This is a genomic window from Vibrio aestuarianus, from assembly GCF_012395185.1.
GTDB lineage: Bacteria > Pseudomonadota > Gammaproteobacteria > Enterobacterales > Vibrionaceae > Vibrio > Vibrio aestuarianus.
On sequence record NZ_JAAZTU010000005.1, the window covers coordinates 98,871 to 116,764 of the forward strand.

Here is a 17,894-nt window from a genome sequence, read left to right on the forward strand (position 1 = left end):
GATTCCTGAAAACCCTACTAATCTGTTCACGGCAATGAATCATTCATGCCGAATGCACTGATGTATGGAAACTTTTCAGATCAGACCATCACATAATAAGGATAACGTACATGACGAAGACAACGACTCAGTCTACCGATGTGCAAGAAATGGTGGCGCAATCCGATACTGGCGCAAGAAACCCAAGTGGGTTATCTGGGCGCATTCTATGGTTTGTCCCACTATGTTGGTCATTGTTCCAACTTTGGTATGCATCACCGTTACCATTTATCTTCAATTTTGCTGTCTTGAACGATACTCAAGCACGAGCCATTCATCTTACTTTTGCCGTATTCCTAGCGTTTACCGCTTATCCCGCCATGAAGAGTTCATCGCGAGATCGCATTCCTCTTATCGACTGGCTATTGGCCCTAGCAGGAAGTTTCTCGGCTGCCTACATCTACCTTTTTTATACCGAGTTGGCGGGGCGTTCGGGAGCTCCGACAATATTAGACATCGTCGTTTCAGTCATTGGTATGGTGTTACTTCTTGAAGCAACACGCAGAGCGTTAGGTCCACCGTTAATGATGGTGGCTGCGATATTCTTGCTCTATACCTTTGGCGGCCCATACATGCCAGATGTCATTGCTCATAAAGGTGCAAGCTTAAATAAAGCAATGTCGCATTTATGGCTAACGACCGAAGGGGTATTTGGGGTTGCGTTAGGGGTATCCACTTCTTTTGTCTTCCTCTTTGTTTTATTTGGCGCCATGCTTGAGCGTGCGGGAGCCGGTGCTTATTTCATTAAAGTCGCATTTTCAATGCTTGGCCATATGCGTGGTGGTCCAGCAAAAGCCGCGGTAGTTGCATCAGGTTTATCTGGCCTAGTATCTGGCTCATCGATTGCCAACGTTGTGACAACCGGAACCTTTACCATTCCATTGATGAAACGAGTTGGCTTTCCGGGCACTAAAGCCGGAGCGGTCGAAGTTGCGGCATCAACCAACGGACAATTAACGCCACCAATCATGGGGGCGGCGGCATTTTTGATGGTCGAATATGTCGGTATCTCGTACGTTGAAGTTATCCGTGCCGCATTACTGCCTGCACTCATCTCTTACATTGCGCTTATCTATATTGTGCATTTAGAAGCCTGTAAAGCCGGTATGACCGGACTACCTCGTCGTAATACACCGACCTTGCTTCACAGCTTGCTCTCTTTTACCGGCACAATTTTAGGTTTGTGTGTCATCAGCGCCGTCGTTTATTACGGCATTGGCTGGACTAAAGACGTATTCGGCGCAGCAGCAACCCCTATCGTTACCATTGCATTACTGTTGACCTATGTCGCCTTAGTTAAGATCTCTGCTAGCTATGCCGCTGAAGGGGCAATGGATATGGATGCCGAACTGACCGAAGTTCCGGATCCGGGTCCGACGGTAAAGTCTGGTCTTCATTACCTCTTACCAATTGTGGTTCTAGTCTGGTGCTTAACGGTAGAACGTTTTTCCCCAGGGCTTTCCGCCTTCTGGGCCACCGTGTTTATGATCTTTATTTTGATCACTCAACGACCTCTCATGTCGCTCATTAACAAAACCAATGATGTGAATATCCAGATCAAAGCGGGTTTTATCGACTTAAGTGAAAGCCTAGTGTCTGGCGCTCGCAACATGATCGGTATTGGTGTAGCAACAGCGGCAGCAGGGACTGTCGTCGGTGTCGTGACGTTGACGGGGATTGGTCTCGTCATGACTGACTTTGTTGAGTTCATCTCTGGTGGTAGCGTGATCATGATGCTGATCTTCACCGCAGTGATCAGTCTGATCCTCGGCATGGGTCTACCAACAACAGCTAACTATATCGTTGTATCGACGTTAATGGCTCCGGTGATTGTTACTTTAGGCGCGGCACATGGGCTTATCATTCCACTGATTGCAGTCCACCTATTTGTGTTCTACTTCGGTATTTTGGCAGATGATACACCACCGGTTGGTCTCGCGGCCTTTGCCGCGGCGGCTATCGCCAAATCAGATCCGATTCGTACTGGTATTCAAGGTTTTGCCTACGATATTCGTACCGCTATTTTGCCATTTATGTTCGTGTTTAATACACAACTACTGTTGATGGGTATTGATACTTGGTGGCATTTAGCATTGACCATCTTCTCAGCCATCACGGCGATGCTACTGTTCTCAGCAGCAACTCAAGGGTGGTGGTTTACTCGCAGCAAATGGTGGGAAACCGTCTTATTGCTGGTGCTCACTTTCTCATTCTTCCGCCCTGGTTTTTGGTGGGATATGATTTATCCAGCGACCGAGATTCACCCAGGTACTGAGATTGCTCAAATTACTGAGGCGCTCAATGTCGGTGAGTCTATTGAACTGATCGTTGCTGGTGAAACACTTGACGGAGATTTCCGTTCAAAGACGGTACTACTACCTTTTAATGATAAAGCAGTAAGCGCTGAAGAGCGTATTCAGTCTATGGGGCTAACACTCAAGCAAGTCAATAACCGTATGATTGTCGACATGATTGAATTTGGTAGCCCAGCAGAAGCATCAGGGATTGATTTCGATTGGGAAATTCGCTCAGTCGTGGTTGATAGTGATCGTCCAATGAAAGAGTGGGTATTCCTACCTGCGCTACTATTGGTCATTGCTTTAGCATGGAATCAAAAACGCCGTATCAGAACACAAAAAATACGCGCTTAATCAATATGCCTAGCTAAAGCTAGGCATATACTTAACGGAAACAAGGTGCTCCAAAGCGCCATATCGCACAATGAGATAAACAATAATGTATAAACATATCCTTGTTCCAGTTGACCTAAATGATAAAGGCTTTGCAGATAAAGCCGTTGAACTTGCTGTTTGGCATGCAAGACATTCAAACGCTGAAATTCATCTATTAAACGTACTACCTGGCATTCACATGTCGATGGTCGCGACTTACTTCCCTAAAGATGCTGCAGCTAAAATGAAAAGTGATGTCAAGCAGCAGCTCAAACAGTTCGCTGATCAGCATATCGATGATGAAATTATTTACAAACTGCACGTAGCTGAAGGCAAAACCTACACGACCATTTTAGATTATGCAGAAAAGCTCGGAGCGGATCTGATTGTGATGCCAAGCCATAAACGTTCGAAGATCGATAAAGTCATGTTGGGTTCAGTGGCGAGTAAAGTCGTGCAGCATTCACCGATTAACGTGTTGGTTGTAAAGCCACAAGGTTAAAAACCTTATCCCCCACCGAAAAAAGGCGCTGAATGCGCCTTTTTTACGTTAGGAATCAACTATCACATTAATCGATATTTCCACCTTTTCATTATGAGAATAGTTATCAATAATGTTTGTATCCCATAGATAATCAATAGGTATACGACATGAAAAAGACACTTAACTTTGCAGCTATACATTTTAGCATTGCGTTTACAGTGGCTTATTTATTAACCGGTGACATCATTCTCGGTAGCTTGATTGCTATGCTTGAACCTATGGTCAACACAGTTGCTTTTTACTTCCATGAGAAGCTATGGGCTCAATATTCACCGTTGCAACGCTTTGCTCAGTCCGCCACAATCAAAACCACCAGTTTTGCTGTCATACATTTTAATGTCGCCTTTGGGGTCGCCTACTTAATGACAGGGAGCTTTTTAATTGGTGGGGTAATGGCGATGATCGAACCAAGCATTAACACTTGTGCTTACTACTTCTACGAGAAATTTTGGCAACGCAAACATGCAGCCACTTGGCACCCAGCCCATTGTTCACACTAAAATGTCTTGCAATTGTAGTAGAGGTGCAAACAAGCCCCTCAATGGCTATAAACAAGGTAATTGGGAAAGTTGAGCGCCATCAGCAACTTCACAGCGCAAGGCTTACAAAGGAAAATGAGTGACACATAAATCTTCACTCAATGCGATATGAAATGATTGCTGCTGTCCATCAAGTTGCACGGTTAACGTGTAGAGATCACTCGGATCAAGCTTATTCAGATCTGCATATTTAGGGGCTTCAACTTGAAATAGCGCGCTAGTGTGATCTTGGCGCACATCGATCGGCAACTGATAGCTCATACCATTAAATTTAACCACCGCCGCCACCAACCCTGGTGAGTAGGTTTTGTAGTGCAGATTGACCAAAAACTCACACCCACCACCGTGGTGCCAAATCTGTTCAGTGGTCACATGCTCTAAACGAACGTGACGAATAAACTGTAGATACGGCTGCTGCCAAATACCGATTCGTTGATCGTACTTTTTAACCTGATGATGGCCCAGTGGACAAAGTTCAATCGCATCTTCTTCGTCAAGCAACCACTCTTCTTCCTGTTCGAGAAATAAAATCTCAAAACGATTGCGCCCAAGCTGCATTAAAGGACGAATATCTTTTTTATAGATAGACTGGCTACCATCACAATCGAAAAGGGCCACGCCGTTTAACCGTATTTCGGCGTAAAAATCGATCCCTTCCAATACCAAATCTACCGCGGCAAACGCCAGCATAGACTCATCGACATCAATATCATGCATCAAGTGCCATTCTTGTTCGGCAATCTGCTGCTCTGTCATCGTTTCAGGCAAAACTTGACTAAGAGGAGCAGGAAAGCACAGATCATCTTGAGGGATCGACAAATCAGTCAACGGTGAAAGCTGCCAAAAGCCAGCGAGAGAAAGTTGCATAATAAACTTGAGCCAGATCAATTTTGTCGCATTATATACAAAAAAAGCACTCAAATGTGCGCTTACAGGTAACTATTTATTCTGTAGTCCAAGATAAGCAAAGATGAAATGTTGGATAAATCAATGCACCTTGCCCTAATTGCAGATAAAAAAATACCAGCAACAAGGCTGGCATTCTTTAACTGAGGAATTACTCTTCATCATCCTCGTCGTCATCACCGTACAGTGCATCCTCACCTTCGTAGTAAGTGCCCCATCCGTCGTAGATGATGTCATATTTTTCAGCAAGATTGATAAGCTTAGCCGCTTGTTCGTCAATGGCTTCTGCATTGAGCGTTGACTGCATTGTCGCATCACAGCACAGTAATTTATTGCCATCTTCATCTTCAGTTTCTTCAGCTTCAAGAACTTCAAAACCCATTTTAAATGCTTCAACGACCGCTTTTTCTAACGTGTCAAAATCTTCAGCAAACAGATGGTGCTCAATCTCATATAACGCTTCTGGATCACTTCCATCTTCCAATAGTGCTTGAATGATGTCGCGAGTATCCTCTTTTTGGATTTCAATTAACTCTTCAACGGACACGTAATCATCTTGTTGAGGTTGAGACATAAGGCGCTCCAGATTTGGCAAAAATAGATCTAAATGAATTGCGACGAAATATGGCATGGATCGCTAAAAATTACCACCAACAAAGCATTAAGATCGTTATCTTTGTAGAAGATCATTCACCTTAAAACTCTCGTAAAGCGGCGAGACAGCATAATTTAACAATTTATTTTCAATTGACCACTTCAGCAGATTATCTGCCTATCGCTTTTGGTGAATTACGCCTGAAAGTGCCCATTTATCGATCATCCATGCATATTCGAAAATTAGAACTTACAGAGAATCTCTGACCTTTATTCACTAAAAACGCATAAAAGCGAAAATTTATGCATATATTGTTCATGCTTGATTACTTTCTATTTTACGCAAAAGCGCATAATAAGGCATTTTCTATTCTAGCTCTTATTTATGCAAAATTGGAATTAATGATTATAAAAGTAAACATTAATGAAATTTAAAACCAATCATGTTGATTTTTTTGGTTTATATTACCAAAAGGATAACTTGCATCTTAACGGTAAGCTTGTCATTAATAACATCAGGAATAAGAGTAAGGATACAAAATGAGTAAGTTGTACGTGGGATCTGAAGTAGGCCATTTACGAAGAGTACTGTTAAATCGACCAGAACGCGCCTTAACCCATCTCACCCCTTCGAACTGTCATGAACTGCTGTTTGATGACGTTCTCGCGGTAGAAGATGCGGGAAAAGAACACGATGCTTTTGCTGATACACTAAGAAAGCAGGATGTCGAAGTATTGCTATTGCATGATCTTTTAGTCGATACCTTAGCGGTGGCAGAAGCAAAAACCTGGCTGCTTGATACTCAGATATCTGATTTTCGCTACGGGCCGATCTTTGCTCGCGATCTTCGCCGTTATCTAGCCGAGATGGACAACGAGCACCTTGCCACTATTTTACTTGGTGGGCTAGCCTATTCGGAACTACCGATACCTTCATCATCGATGCTACCAAAGATGCATAGACCATTGGATTTTGTGATTGAGCCTCTACCCAACCACCTATTCACTCGTGATACATCATGCTGGGTATACGGTGGCGTATCACTCAACCCAATGATGAAACCGGCTCGTCAACGTGAAACTAACCATCTGCGTGCAATTTATCGCTGGCACCCAGTCTTTGCTGGTCAAGATTTCATTAAATATTTTGGCGATGAAGCTCTGCATTACGATAATGCCAATATTGAGGGTGGTGACGTACTGGTGATTGGTAAAGGTGCGGTTCTGATTGGTATTTCAGAACGAACCACACCACAAGGTGTAGAAAATTTAGCGGCGAACCTATTCAAACATGGTCAAGCCAAAGAGGTAATTGCGGTTAATTTACCCAAACATCGCTCTTGCATGCACCTAGATACCGTCATGACACATATGGATATTGATACGTTCTCTGTCTATCCGGAAATTATGCGTAAAGACTTAGATACCTGGCGTTTAACACCAAAAAACGATGCTGATATACAGGTAGAAAATGTTCCCAGTTATATTCACGCCATTGAATCGGCCCTCGAGGTTGATTACCTTAAAATCATCACCACTGGTGGTGACAGCTATGAAGCAGAGCGTGAACAGTGGAATGACGCTAACAACGTACTGACAGTAAAGCCAGGCGTGGTTATCGGTTACGAACGCAATGTGTATACCAACGAAAAATACGATAAAGCAGGTATTGAAGTACTTACGATTCCAGGAAATGAGCTTGGTCGCGGTCGCGGTGGAGCACGCTGTATGAGTTGCCCAATTGAACGCGATGGCATTTAACCGTTTCTAACTTGGTAAGTATTGCATCATAAAAAAGCGGCGAATCATATCGCCGCTTTTTGTAAATCCAACCACCCCAAAAGTGCTTATTCCGTGCCGCCAACCGTCAAGGAATCAAGTTTAAGTGTGGGCTGACCGACACCCACTGGTACACTTTGTCCTGCTTTACCACACACGCCAACACCACGGTCAATGCTTAGATCATTGCCGACCATCGACACCTGCTGCATAGCTTCAATCCCTGAACCAATCAAGGTTGCACCTTTAATTGGGTGAGTGATCTTACCATTTTCAATCATGTAAGCTTCTGAAGCTGAGAAAACAAACTTACCAGATGTAATATCGACCTGACCACCGCCAAAGTTAGGCGCATACACCCCTTTTTTAACGGTAGAAATGATCTCTTCTGGTGTGTGTTCACCTGGCAACATGTAAGTATTGGTCATACGCGGCATAGGCAAATGTGCGTAAGATTCACGACGACCGTTACCGGTCGGGTTCACGCCCATCAAGCGCGCATTAAGCTTATCTTGCATGTAGCCTTTTAATACGCCCTTTTCAATCAAGGTATTATATTGGCCGTTCACCCCTTCATCATCAACATTGAGTGAACCACGCAAATCTTTCAAAGTGCCATCATCAACAATAGTACAAAGATCTGACGTCACTTTTTGGCCGATCTTACCGGAAAATACCGATGAGCCTTTACGGTTGAAATCACCTTCCAGACCATGTCCGACCGCTTCGTGAAGCAGTACACCCGGCCAGCCAGAACCCAAGACCACTGGCATAGTGCCTGCGGGAGCGGCTACCGCTTCTAAATTCACTAACGCTTGGCGAATCGCTTCATCTGCAAATTGGAAAGCAATTTTGCTTCCGTCTTGTTCAGTCAAGAAAAAGTCGTAGCCAAAGCGTCCACCACCACCAGCACTACCGCGCTCACGGCGGTCACCTTTTTGAGCCAATACGCTGATAGACAAACGAACCAATGGGCGTATATCCCCAGCATAAGTGCCATCAGTGGCAGCGACTAACATTTGTTCGTGCACACCACTTAAGCTAACCGACACCTCCTGAACCATTGGCTCTTTAGTTCGGATGTAAGCATCGAGCTCTTTGAGGAGATCTGTTTTTTGCTGCTTTTGCCAGCTTTCTAATGGATTATCCGCAGAGTAAAAGGCTTGGTTATCGGTTCGCTTAAATGCTTGAACACGGCCATTTTTACCTTGCTGAGCAATACCACGCGCCGCCATAGCACTTTGTTTCAACCCTTCAAGTTGAATTTGGTCTGAATAGGCAAACCCCGTTTTCTCTCCGGTAACAGCGCGTACGCCAACACCGCAGTCGATATTAAATGAACCATCTTTGATAATGCTGTCTTCAAGTACCAATGACTCATGCCAGCTAGATTGAAAATAGATATCGGCATAATCAATTTGGCGAGTGGCAATGCTCGCTAGCGTGTCAGCAATATCTTGCTCAGTTAAGCCAGCGGGTTTTAATAGTGCATCTTCAATGCGGTTAATACTCATAGTTTGCTCTTATCATCTATAAATTGATTCGTGAATCGTGTATGTGTGGCAATGGGCATGCGTTGGCGAATCTGCTCAACGATGCTTAAATCAATATCAACCACCAAGTTATCAGCTTGGTTGGCTAAGCTTGCGACAACTTCACCCCAAGGATTGATAACCATAGAATGCCCCCAAGTTTCACGCCCACATGGATGAACGCCCGTTTGCCCGACGGCAACGACCCAACACTGATTTTCTATCGCTCGCGCTCGCAGCAGAATTTCCCAATGTGCTTGTCCAGTCACAGCGGTAAAAGCTGCGGGAACTATTAAAATCTGTGCACCTTGTTTTCGAAGCTGAGAATACAAATGAGGAAAGCGAACATCATAACAGATGGATAGACCTATTTGACCAAATGGTGTCGAAACAACATTCAGCTTTGTGCCGGGGGTAAAAGTTTCAGACTCTCGATAGCGTTGATGGCCATCGGTAACATCAACATCAAACATATGTAGCTTATCGTAATGTGCGCAAAGTGTGCCTTGCGCATCAAACAGCAACGATGTTGTCGTCACAGCAGCACCTTGCTTAATCGGCATACTACCAACCAACAACCAGACCCGATACTGACGCGCAATCGATGCTAACTTGGCTTGAATATCACCTTGCCCTAGTGGCTCTGCATATTGGTGATAATCTTGCCGAGTACCAAATACAATCGAGTTTTCTGGTGTGACAACCCATTGAGCGCCTTGAGCAGCCAACTGACTAACTTGTTGCTCGATATCAGCAAGATTCAAATCCGGCCGAGGGCCGGAAGTCATTTGAATAAGTCCTACGCTATCCATGCTTGTGTCCTTATTTTTCTGCGATATTTCTCAGTTTTTCGGGCAGTTTGAATTCACCTTTGCTACGTGACAGTTCTTTAACAACAGGAGCGTTAATGGGCCCTTTAACCTCATAGTTCACTTGGCTAAACACTTCCACTACGGGCGCAATGACCGTGGTAATTGCCAATACATACAACGCGGTTTGTGGCGTTACCGCAAACGCTGTCAGTACTGGAATGCCAGAGGTAATATCAGGCACAAAGTTAACTTCAGCATCGACTATCCGTGTATTAAGGTTGGCTAACCCTTTAATTTTCATGTCACCCGCAACCGCATCCATCTCGATATTATTAGTCACAAATACCCCTTGGGAAATTTCACCGCTACCGGTAATCGAGTTAAATGCCATACCTTTATCAAACACGTCGCTAAAATCGAGCTGCATCTTACGGATGATCGAATCTAAACTAAACAAACCAAGTAACCGCGCCGCGCCACTTACATCTGAAATGATACCTTTTCCTAATTTAGTTCTGAGTTGTCCTTGTAGCGTATTGATCTTCATTGACCATGGTGCGCCATCCCAATTACTTTCAGTGGACAATTCAAAAGGCGCTTTCTGAATGCCGGAACTAATACCAAAACGTTCCATTACATCGCTGTTATTGTCACCTTTCATATTGAGGTTGAAAACAGTGTGACTGGTTTGCTCGCTGAGCGTCCAAGTACCATCTATATTGATCTGGTTAGTACCGCTATTGATGTCAATACTCTTCCATTCGAGCGTGTCACCATGGCGTTGGAAGTCCATATTTAACTGACCAATTTTATACCCTTGCAACCAAAAATCATCGATAGCTAAGGTTAAGTTTGGCATCAACTGATGAAACTGGCGGTCAAAATCAGAAATAAGAGGCTCGGCTTGACGATCTGAATCCACTAGTAAGTTTTTATTATTATCGTCATACAAAGTATCTAAAGATGGAATGTAAACATGCAGACGTTCTAATGAGACAGACAAATCATAAGGCTCAATATAACTGGCTTGTCCTTTGACTTCTTGACTGTCAAGTTGTACCAACCACCCTAGGTTTTTACGTCTTGCACTAAAATCAACATCGTGCCATTCAAGCCCAGCTAACATCAATTCCTTGACGTTAACATTAATCTTTTCTGGCTGTGGAATAGTCGGAGTGTTCATTTTATCAAGCACAGCACTAGCTTTTGGCTGAGGTTCATTGGCTACGTTTAACCACTGGTCTAAATCAAATTGATCACTACGTATCAGAGCATAATGCCCCACGACAGGGCTAATTCTGAAATTTCCATTTCCAACCACTAGGTTGGTGGCGGTAAGCACTGGTGTATTAGGCGTTATGTCTATTTCCGCTTGGTATTTAACTTGTGGCAATTGTAAGCGAGCCGTAATCGACTCTTGATTTCCAGAGGCTTGCAAACGCGCTCTACCCGCCACATTAGATGATTTTTTCAATGGATATGGGTAATCACTTTCGATCATCTTCATATCTGCTGTGCTATCAATTTGGTAAGTAAAACCAATATCATTGAGCTGGAGATCAACGCCCATTTGCCATGGTGCATGACCACCTAAACGACTCACCCAACGTTCACCAACAAACGGGGTCAACGGTTTTATGTCCCAATCACCTAGCGCATCAATCTTCACTGAGTAACCTTGAGGGACATTTTCCCCCTTAAAATCGACAGAGATTGGCTGAGTCAGCAGTTCAGCGGAAAGACCGGCCGCCGTTACGACATCATTATCAAATTCAATTCGTCCTGATACCCCGTCCAGTGTCATTGGTGGTGCATTAATTTGGACATGGTTACTGTTTAAGTCAGCCCAACCCCACGCTCTGGCTTCTCTATCGTGATCAAAAGGGATATTGAGCTGAAATTGTGATTGAACTTCGCCACTCACTTGAATAGCGGTTAATGCCGCACCAACCGAATCAACCAACGGTGTGGAAGTCATGTAATCACGAACTGCGTTGCCTTGCGCTACCGCCGTGGCTTCAATTTCTATATGACCACCCGGTGCAAGCTTGGGGATACGACCTGTAATTCTTTTGGCTGCTACATCCATTAACGTTGCAGAATGTGAATCTAAATACATCACATCATTTTCAAATAACAGATCAAGCTGCAAATCGGTGATCGGTGGCCATGCGGTATCAAAACTAAACTTAGCTTGTTTTAATCCAACCCACGCCTGGAACATGCCGTTATTTTTGTCGTAAGGGAAATCTGCCAGTTCACCGTACCACAATAGTTTAGAAGTAGTGACTTTACCGGCCTGAATAGCCGTTGAAAGATAATCGGTTAAACTACGACCCATCGCAAGCGTTGGTAAATAACGCCACGTTTCACCAGCGTTGTATAAATCCGCTTCCGCATAGAATGAAAGCAAAGGGCTTTTCTGCTCAGGAAAATCGAGGCGAAATGCACCAAGCACTTGTAGATCGGGCGTTGCTGCAGTGACTTTATCGGCCCATAATGACCAACCGTCAACCTGCTGTTGCCAGACAATATCAACTTCAGCTTGGCGGATATTTAATGGCGCTTGGAAGACTTCGCCATACGGTAACACATCATCAATCAAAGTGACCTTGGCTCTGGCTTGTTCTGTATTACCAGAAATCGCAGCTTGCAGGTGATGAACTTCAGGCAATAACTTCCATTGCGCCATTGAACCGTCATTCAATTTGGCAGAATATTTCAGTGAATTTAGCGTTTCGCCTTTACTCAACCGGATATCTTCCAGTGTGCCGCCAAAGTTTAACTGTTGCAAAAGCTGGTTGGTTTTCGATGAATCAGGTGCAAGTTTGACCAACGGAAGCAGTGTTTTAATGTCCAATTGAGAAAGGTTTAAGCGCCATTGGCTAGGATGCCAATCAAAAGCGACATCAAGATCTGGCCATGCATCATCATCCGTACGAAGTTTTAGTGAGTAAGCATTTACTTGCCAACCTTTATCCACAGGAGAAAGCTTAACCGTTCCTGATTCTAATAGCAGATCATGTTGACGTTCATCATGCCACACCAGTTCTGACGGTTTTAGCTCAACATAACCATCGACTGGCTGGTTATGTTGAGCCGTTAGCCAACCATCAAAGCTAATGTTGCCTTTTTCAATCCCGGTTTCATCTTTCAAGTAACGTGTTAGCCAAGGCCCGATTTTAATATTGTCAGCACTGACATAGAAATTGCCAGAAATATCAAGCAATGAACCATGATCTTCGAAGTTAGCACTCACCAACAAAGAGTTGATACTGGTATCAGCAATACTGACCACACCTTCCGCTTTATGCTCAGCGCCATTATTTTGCCAACGCAGACGCTCTATATCTAACTGACGAATATCGCCCGCTACCGACTGATAAAAGACAGTAGAGTCGAGCAACGCAAAATCATCCAGTTGCCGTAGCAGTAAGTTATCTAAACGATGAATGACACTGCTCTGAGTGTTATTTTGAGGATTATCATCTTTATTAAGTTCTAACCAATTTACTGAACGAATATCCAGTTTGAGTTGATGTACGCTTAGGTCAGCAATGACAGGCTGTAACTGTAACAGAGATTGAATAAGGTCAAACTCAACATCAATTTGCTGGGCGGAAAAATAAATTTTCGAACCATCGGGTAAATTAGCTTGTAGCCCTTTTAAGGCAATAGAAGGGTGCGTATTACGCCAGAATCCCTTTACCTCACTGAGCTCAAATTCAAAGCCTGAGTTTTGGTTGATCCAATGCTGAATCTCGCCCTGAAAACGATTCATTTGTGGCAGTGCAACACGCAAGGTGGTCACAGCAATGGCTAAGACCACCATGGCACTGACTAGTAGCCATAACACGATGCGCCAGAGGCGCGTAAAAGGTGATATCACAAAGGTCCTACTACATCATTACAACGTCAAATTGCTCTTGAATATACAGTGGCTCAGCCTGAATACGCACTTCTTTACCAATAAAGACTTCCAGTTCAGCCAGAGCATGAGACTCATCTCCTTGCAAACTTTCTGCCACAGCTGGCGATGCATACACCACAAATTTATCCGAATCGTAGGCGCGATTGACGCGTGTAATTTCACGTAATATTTCAAAACAAACAGTCTCAACCGTCTTCACACTGCCACGACCCTCACAGGTTGGACAAGAAGAACAGAGCACATGTTCAATACTTTCGCGTGTGCGTTTACGCGTCATCTCTACCAATCCGAGTTGCGTAAAGCCGTTGATGTTGGTTTTTACACGATCTTTAGATAACGCAGCATCTAATGAAGCGAGTACCCGCTTACGATGCTCTTCTGACATCATATCGATAAAATCAATAATGATGATGCCACCAAGATTACGTAACCTAAGCTGACGAGCGATCGCCTGGGTTGCTTCAATGTTGGTGTTAAAGATGGTTTCTTCAAGGTTACGACGACCGACAAACGCACCAGTATTAATATCAACTGTGGTCATTGCTTCGGTTTGATCGATGATCAGATAGCCACCAGATTTAAGCTCAACCTTTCTCTCTAGAGAGCGTTGAATTTCATTTTCGGTGTCATACATGTCGAAAATTGGTTTATCCCCTTCATATAGTTCAAGCTTTTCGGTAAGCTCTGGCACGTATTCAGAGGTGAATTCTTTGAGGTTTTCAAATTCAAGACGTGAGTCAATGAGGATCTTAGTCAGTTCTGTGCCGACAAAATCTCGTAAAATACGTTGAGATAGACCTAATTCACCGTACAAAGTAGTGCGTGTTTTGTACTTTACACGTCGTTCTAACACTTTCGACCATAAGCGTTTAAGAAAGGCAGCATCTTGCGACAGCTCTTTTTCATCCGCCCCTTCCGCAGCCGTGCGAATGATAAAGCCACCATGTTCATCACAGTAATGTGAAACTACTTTTTTTAGCCGCTCACGCTCACATTCACTTTCAATACGTTGTGAAACACCCACATGACTCGCTCCGGGCATAAACACTAAATAGCGAGAAGGAATGGTAATATCGGTTGTCAAACGAGCGCCCTTGGTGCCTAGAGGGTCTTTCACCACTTGCACTACGATATCTTGACCTTGACGAACCAATTCTGAAATATCACGTACTTGAAATTGCTGTTTCTCATTTTCAGCAACGCATTCGGTATGAGGAACGATGTCGGACGCGTGCAAGAAAGCGGCTTTATCTAAGCCAATATCGACAAAAGCCGCTTGCATACCAGGTAAAACCCGGCTGACTTTGCCTTTGTAAATATTGCCGACAATACCGCGCTTTGCTTCACGTTCAATATGGATCTCTTGAAGAACTCCACCTTCAATCATCGCCACACGAGTTTCACTCGGGGTGACATTTAGTATCAACTCTGCACTCATGAGCACACCTCAATGTTAAATTATAAGAATTCGTGCAAGAGCTGGTCAGTTTCAAATAGCGGTAACCCTACAACGGCGTAATAACTGCCTTCGATCCTCGTTACAAATCGTCCACCCAATCCTTGAATGCCATAACTGCCAGCTTTATCGCATGGTTCACCTGACTGCCAATATTGTTCTATTTCATTGTCTGACAGGGGTTTAAACCAAACATCCGTGGTAACAACCACGGATTTATAGTGATCATTTGTTGCTACGGTTACTGCAGTCATCACTTGATGCTTAGTCCCCGATAAATGGCGTAACATTTGTTGAGCATGGTCAAAATCAATCGGTTTTTCCAGTACGGAATCACCTTGCACAACGATGGTATCTGAACCGATAACAATCGCATCAGAGGAAGTCAGCTTAAGTCCGGCAAACGCTTTATCACGAGAGAGTCGCTCAACGTAAGCTTTCGGGCTTTCATCCGCTTGTCGCGTTTCTTCCACATTAGGTACGTTAATATCAAATTGATAACCCAATTGGGCGAGCAATTCTCGGCGTCTTGGCGAGCCAGAGGCTAAAACAATTTTTTTACTCATCACTTCACATGCCAATGGCGACGAACTCGACGCAGTAGTAAAAACATCCATGGCCATAAAATGCAGTTAATCAACCCACTCCATAGTGAAAGAGGATTGAAAGTCACATCTTGAATCAAATATTCACCAAAGAAAATCAATACATCTAGCAACATCGAAAGCAAACCAATCACTACCGCTTGTTGCCACAACGCCATATTGCGTAATACTAAAAAGTTGATCGCAACCAAATAGATCACGATCGCCATCATCATACCGCGAATACCGAGTGTAGAACCGAGCAATAAATCCCAAAGTAAACCAAGGATTAATGCGGTGCCGACGTTGATTCGATACGGCAAAGCCAGCACCCAATAACACGCAACCAGCAATAACCATGATGGGCGCATCAGATCTAATTCACCAGGCCATGGAATAGTTTGCAAAATCAGAGCGAAAAGAAACGAAACACCAATAACCAATTTACCGCGAAATACTCTATTGGCCATGCTCTACGTCCTCTGACATTTGCTCTGGTGTTGCTTGTAATACTTTATGTTGGCGGTCTTCATTAGGCCAAATAAGTAACAAGTACCGCAGCCGATCAAAATCGACAACAGGGTCAGCAATGATAGAAGCAAACTCGCGCTGCGTGTCTTTATCAACCACAGAAACGTGCGCCACTGGGTATCCTTCTGGATAAACACCACCTAGACCTGATGTCACTAATAAATCACCCACTTCAACATCAGTGCTCGTTGGGATGTGCTCTAACTGAATTCGATCAATCTGACCATTACCAGAAGCAATGACCCGAATGTCGTTACGGATGATCTGCACCGGAATGGCGCTATTGGAATCGGTAAGTAACAACACACGGCTATTATGTGCCGCAACAAACGTAACTTGCCCAACAATGCCTTTATCGTTGATAACCGGTTGCCCTTCATAGACCCCATCAATACGCCCTTTATCGATCACAACTTGATGCCGATAAGGTGAGGTGTCTACCGCCATGACTTCGGTAACGACCTTCTTTTCGTCACGAACAAAAGAAGAGCCAAGTAGTTTGCGCAAGCGCTGATTTTCTTCACGATATTGGTCAAATAAAATCAAATCACTTTTCAGACTCAAAGCTTCTCGTTTCAGTCTTTGATTAGATTCTAAAAGATGTTGGTGTGTTGTAAATCGTTCATAAACCCCATCAAACATACTGCGCGGTAAATCAGCGGCATATTGAATCGGGGCAACTAAACTATTTAAAAAAAACCTGACGTTAGAAAATGCGCCTAAACGACTATCAGCCAGCATTAAACTGGCTGATATAATGACAGCGAAAAAGAGACGTAGCTGAAGAGATGGTCCTCGACCAAATATTGGCTTCATTCTATAAAAATCCTAGATTTCATGATGAGAGCACAACGGCTCTCAAAGCCATTATTCTTCGCTAAATAGGTCGCCACCGTGCATATCGATCATTTCTAACGCTTTACCACCACCAAGGGCGACACAAGTTAGAGGATCATCAGCGACAACCACTGGAATGCCTGTCTCTTCCATTAATAGACGATCGATATCTTTCAGTAGTGCGCCACCACCAGTCAGCACCATACCATTTTCTGAAATATCAGAAGCCAATTCTGGTGGACACTGTTCAAGCGCAACCATCACCGCAGAAACGATACCGCTAAGAGGCTCTTGAAGTGCTTCTAAGATTTCGTTGGAATTCAAAGTAAAGCTACGCGGCACACCTTCAGCCAGGTTACGACCACGCACTTCAATTTCCATCACTTCATCACCAGGATAAGCTGAACCGATCTCGTGCTTAATTTTTTCTGCCGTGGCTTCACCAATTAAGCTGCCGTAGTTACGACGTACATAGTTGATGATAGCTTCATCAAAACGGTCACCACCGATACGAACTGAAGAAGAATAAACCACACCGTTCAGTGAGATAACCGCAACTTCGGTCGTACCACCACCGATATCGACCACCATTGAACCGGTCGGCTCTGATACGCGTAGACCAGCACCGATTGCCGCCGCCATTGGCTCATCAATCAAATATACTTCACGAGCACCAGCACCGAGTGCAGACTCACGAATAGCACGACGCTCAACTTGAGTTGAACCACAAGGTACACACACAAGAACACGAGGGCTTGGTTTAAGGACACTGTTGTCATGCACTTGTTTGATAAAGTGCTGCAGCATTTTTTCAGTCACATAGAAGTCAGCAATAACGCCGTCTTTCATGGGACGAATAGCAGAAATATTGCCCGGTGTACGACCTAGCATTTGCTTCGCCGCATGACCGACAGCAGCAACGCTTTTACCGCCACGACCTTTGTCTTGACGAATAGCAACAACGGAAGGTTCGTCGAGGACAATACCTTGTCCTTTAACGTAAATAAGAGTATTGGCGGTACCTAAATCGATCGATAGGTCGTTAGAAAACATGCCACGCAGTTTTTTGAACATATTCTTCGCTCGTCCTGCAAGAATTAGAAGATAAAAAATTGCACTAAATGTACCAATGCCTCGC

The 17,894-nt window shown here is 44.1% G+C and carries 14 protein-coding genes; 4 read left to right on the plus strand and 10 right to left on the minus strand.

All coding sequences use genetic code 11. The features are described from left to right. Positions 1-110 precede the first annotated feature (110 nt). From HGG78_RS03610 to HGG78_RS03620, 3 genes are all read left to right on the plus strand, one after another. Positions 111-2,690 (plus strand): TRAP transporter permease, encoded by a 2,580-nt coding sequence (locus HGG78_RS03610; RefSeq protein WP_172532107.1) that lies wholly within the window; start codon positions 111-113, stop codon positions 2,688-2,690. A gap of 85 nt (positions 2,691-2,775) precedes the next feature. After that, complete coding sequence (locus HGG78_RS03615; protein ID WP_172532108.1) at positions 2,776-3,213, plus strand: universal stress protein; 438 nt, start codon at positions 2,776-2,778, stop codon at positions 3,211-3,213. A gap of 149 nt (positions 3,214-3,362) precedes the next feature. Beyond that, the gene (locus tag HGG78_RS03620; RefSeq protein WP_168523477.1) at positions 3,363-3,755 is read left to right on the plus strand and encodes a DUF2061 domain-containing protein; all 393 of its coding nucleotides are present in this window, start codon (positions 3,363-3,365) and stop codon (positions 3,753-3,755) included. Between the two features lie 102 nt (positions 3,756-3,857). Here the strand turns inward: HGG78_RS03620 and HGG78_RS03625 are convergent, their stop codons facing one another. Next, entirely contained in the window at positions 3,858-4,661 is an 804-nt protein-coding gene (locus HGG78_RS03625; protein ID WP_172532109.1) for a glycosyl hydrolase 2 galactose-binding domain-containing protein, read from the minus strand. A gap of 190 nt (positions 4,662-4,851) precedes the next feature. Beyond that, complete coding sequence (rraB, locus tag HGG78_RS03630) at positions 4,852-5,274, minus strand: ribonuclease E inhibitor RraB (RefSeq protein WP_168523479.1); 423 nt, start codon at positions 5,272-5,274, stop codon at positions 4,852-4,854. Between the two features lie 560 nt (positions 5,275-5,834). Between rraB and arcA the strand changes: the two genes are divergently transcribed. Further along, positions 5,835-7,055 (plus strand): arginine deiminase, encoded by a 1,221-nt coding sequence (arcA, locus tag HGG78_RS03635; RefSeq protein ID WP_172532110.1) that lies wholly within the window; start codon positions 5,835-5,837, stop codon positions 7,053-7,055. An 86-nt stretch (positions 7,056-7,141) separates the two neighbouring features. On the opposite strand, the gene tldD is transcribed toward arcA, so the two are convergent. From tldD to HGG78_RS03675, 8 genes are read right to left on the minus strand one after another with little or no spacing between them, the layout of a single operon-like run. Further along, positions 7,142-8,587, minus strand: coding sequence for a metalloprotease TldD (tldD, locus tag HGG78_RS03640; protein WP_168523484.1), 1,446 nt, complete (start codon positions 8,585-8,587; stop codon positions 7,142-7,144). Continuing rightward, on the minus strand, positions 8,584-9,417 hold the full coding sequence (locus HGG78_RS03645) for a carbon-nitrogen hydrolase family protein (protein WP_171979689.1): 834 nt from the start codon (positions 9,415-9,417) through the stop codon (positions 8,584-8,586). Before HGG78_RS03645 ends, tldD begins: the two co-directional genes overlap by 4 nt. 10 nt (positions 9,418-9,427) lie before the next feature. Beyond that, positions 9,428-13,306, minus strand: a complete 3,879-nt coding sequence (locus tag HGG78_RS03650) for a YhdP family protein (RefSeq protein WP_172532111.1) — start codon at positions 13,304-13,306, stop codon at positions 9,428-9,430. A gap of 10 nt (positions 13,307-13,316) precedes the next feature. Continuing rightward, the gene (rng, locus tag HGG78_RS03655; protein ID WP_053308809.1) at positions 13,317-14,786 is read right to left on the minus strand and encodes a ribonuclease G; all 1,470 of its coding nucleotides are present in this window, start codon (positions 14,784-14,786) and stop codon (positions 13,317-13,319) included. 20 nt (positions 14,787-14,806) lie between these two features. Continuing rightward, positions 14,807-15,370 (minus strand): Maf family protein, encoded by a 564-nt coding sequence (locus tag HGG78_RS03660; protein WP_254068103.1) that lies wholly within the window; start codon positions 15,368-15,370, stop codon positions 14,807-14,809. Beyond that, positions 15,370-15,858, minus strand: coding sequence for a rod shape-determining protein MreD (mreD, locus tag HGG78_RS03665; protein ID WP_172532113.1), 489 nt, complete (start codon positions 15,856-15,858; stop codon positions 15,370-15,372). The genes HGG78_RS03660 and mreD overlap by 1 nt, the downstream gene beginning before the upstream one ends. Then, on the minus strand, positions 15,848-16,735 hold the full coding sequence (mreC, locus tag HGG78_RS03670; protein ID WP_172532114.1) for a rod shape-determining protein MreC: 888 nt from the start codon (positions 16,733-16,735) through the stop codon (positions 15,848-15,850). The genes mreD and mreC overlap by 11 nt, the downstream gene beginning before the upstream one ends. A gap of 51 nt (positions 16,736-16,786) precedes the next feature. Further along, the gene (locus HGG78_RS03675; protein WP_053308813.1) at positions 16,787-17,830 is read right to left on the minus strand and encodes a rod shape-determining protein; all 1,044 of its coding nucleotides are present in this window, start codon (positions 17,828-17,830) and stop codon (positions 16,787-16,789) included. Positions 17,831-17,894 lie beyond the last annotated feature (64 nt).

Bases quoted from the DNA above. Each gene is read 5' to 3' on its own strand.
- HGG78_RS03620 (WP_168523477.1), top strand. From the start codon at position 3,363: ATGAAAAAGACACTTAACTTTGCAGCTATACATTTTAGCATTGCGTTT.
- rraB (WP_168523479.1), bottom strand. From the start codon at position 5,274: ATGTCTCAACCTCAACAAGATGATTACGTGTCCGTTGAAGAGTTAATT.
- HGG78_RS03675 (WP_053308813.1), bottom strand. From the start codon at position 17,830: ATGTTCAAAAAACTGCGTGGCATGTTTTCTAACGACCTATCGATCGAT.
- HGG78_RS03625 (WP_172532109.1), bottom strand. From the start codon at position 4,661: ATGCAACTTTCTCTCGCTGGCTTTTGGCAGCTTTCACCGTTGACTGAT.
- HGG78_RS03610 (WP_172532107.1), top strand. From the start codon at position 111: ATGACGAAGACAACGACTCAGTCTACCGATGTGCAAGAAATGGTGGCG.
- rng (WP_053308809.1), bottom strand. From the start codon at position 14,786: ATGAGTGCAGAGTTGATACTAAATGTCACCCCGAGTGAAACTCGTGTG.
- tldD (WP_168523484.1), bottom strand. From the start codon at position 8,587: ATGAGTATTAACCGCATTGAAGATGCACTATTAAAACCCGCTGGCTTA.
- HGG78_RS03660 (WP_254068103.1), bottom strand. From the start codon at position 15,370: ATGAGTAAAAAAATTGTTTTAGCCTCTGGCTCGCCAAGACGCCGAGAA.
- HGG78_RS03645 (WP_171979689.1), bottom strand. From the start codon at position 9,417: ATGGATAGCGTAGGACTTATTCAAATGACTTCCGGCCCTCGGCCGGAT.
- mreD (WP_172532113.1), bottom strand. From the start codon at position 15,858: ATGGCCAATAGAGTATTTCGCGGTAAATTGGTTATTGGTGTTTCGTTT.
- HGG78_RS03615 (WP_172532108.1), top strand. From the start codon at position 2,776: ATGTATAAACATATCCTTGTTCCAGTTGACCTAAATGATAAAGGCTTT.
- mreC (WP_172532114.1), bottom strand. From the start codon at position 16,735: ATGAAGCCAATATTTGGTCGAGGACCATCTCTTCAGCTACGTCTCTTT.
- arcA (WP_172532110.1), top strand. From the start codon at position 5,835: ATGAGTAAGTTGTACGTGGGATCTGAAGTAGGCCATTTACGAAGAGTA.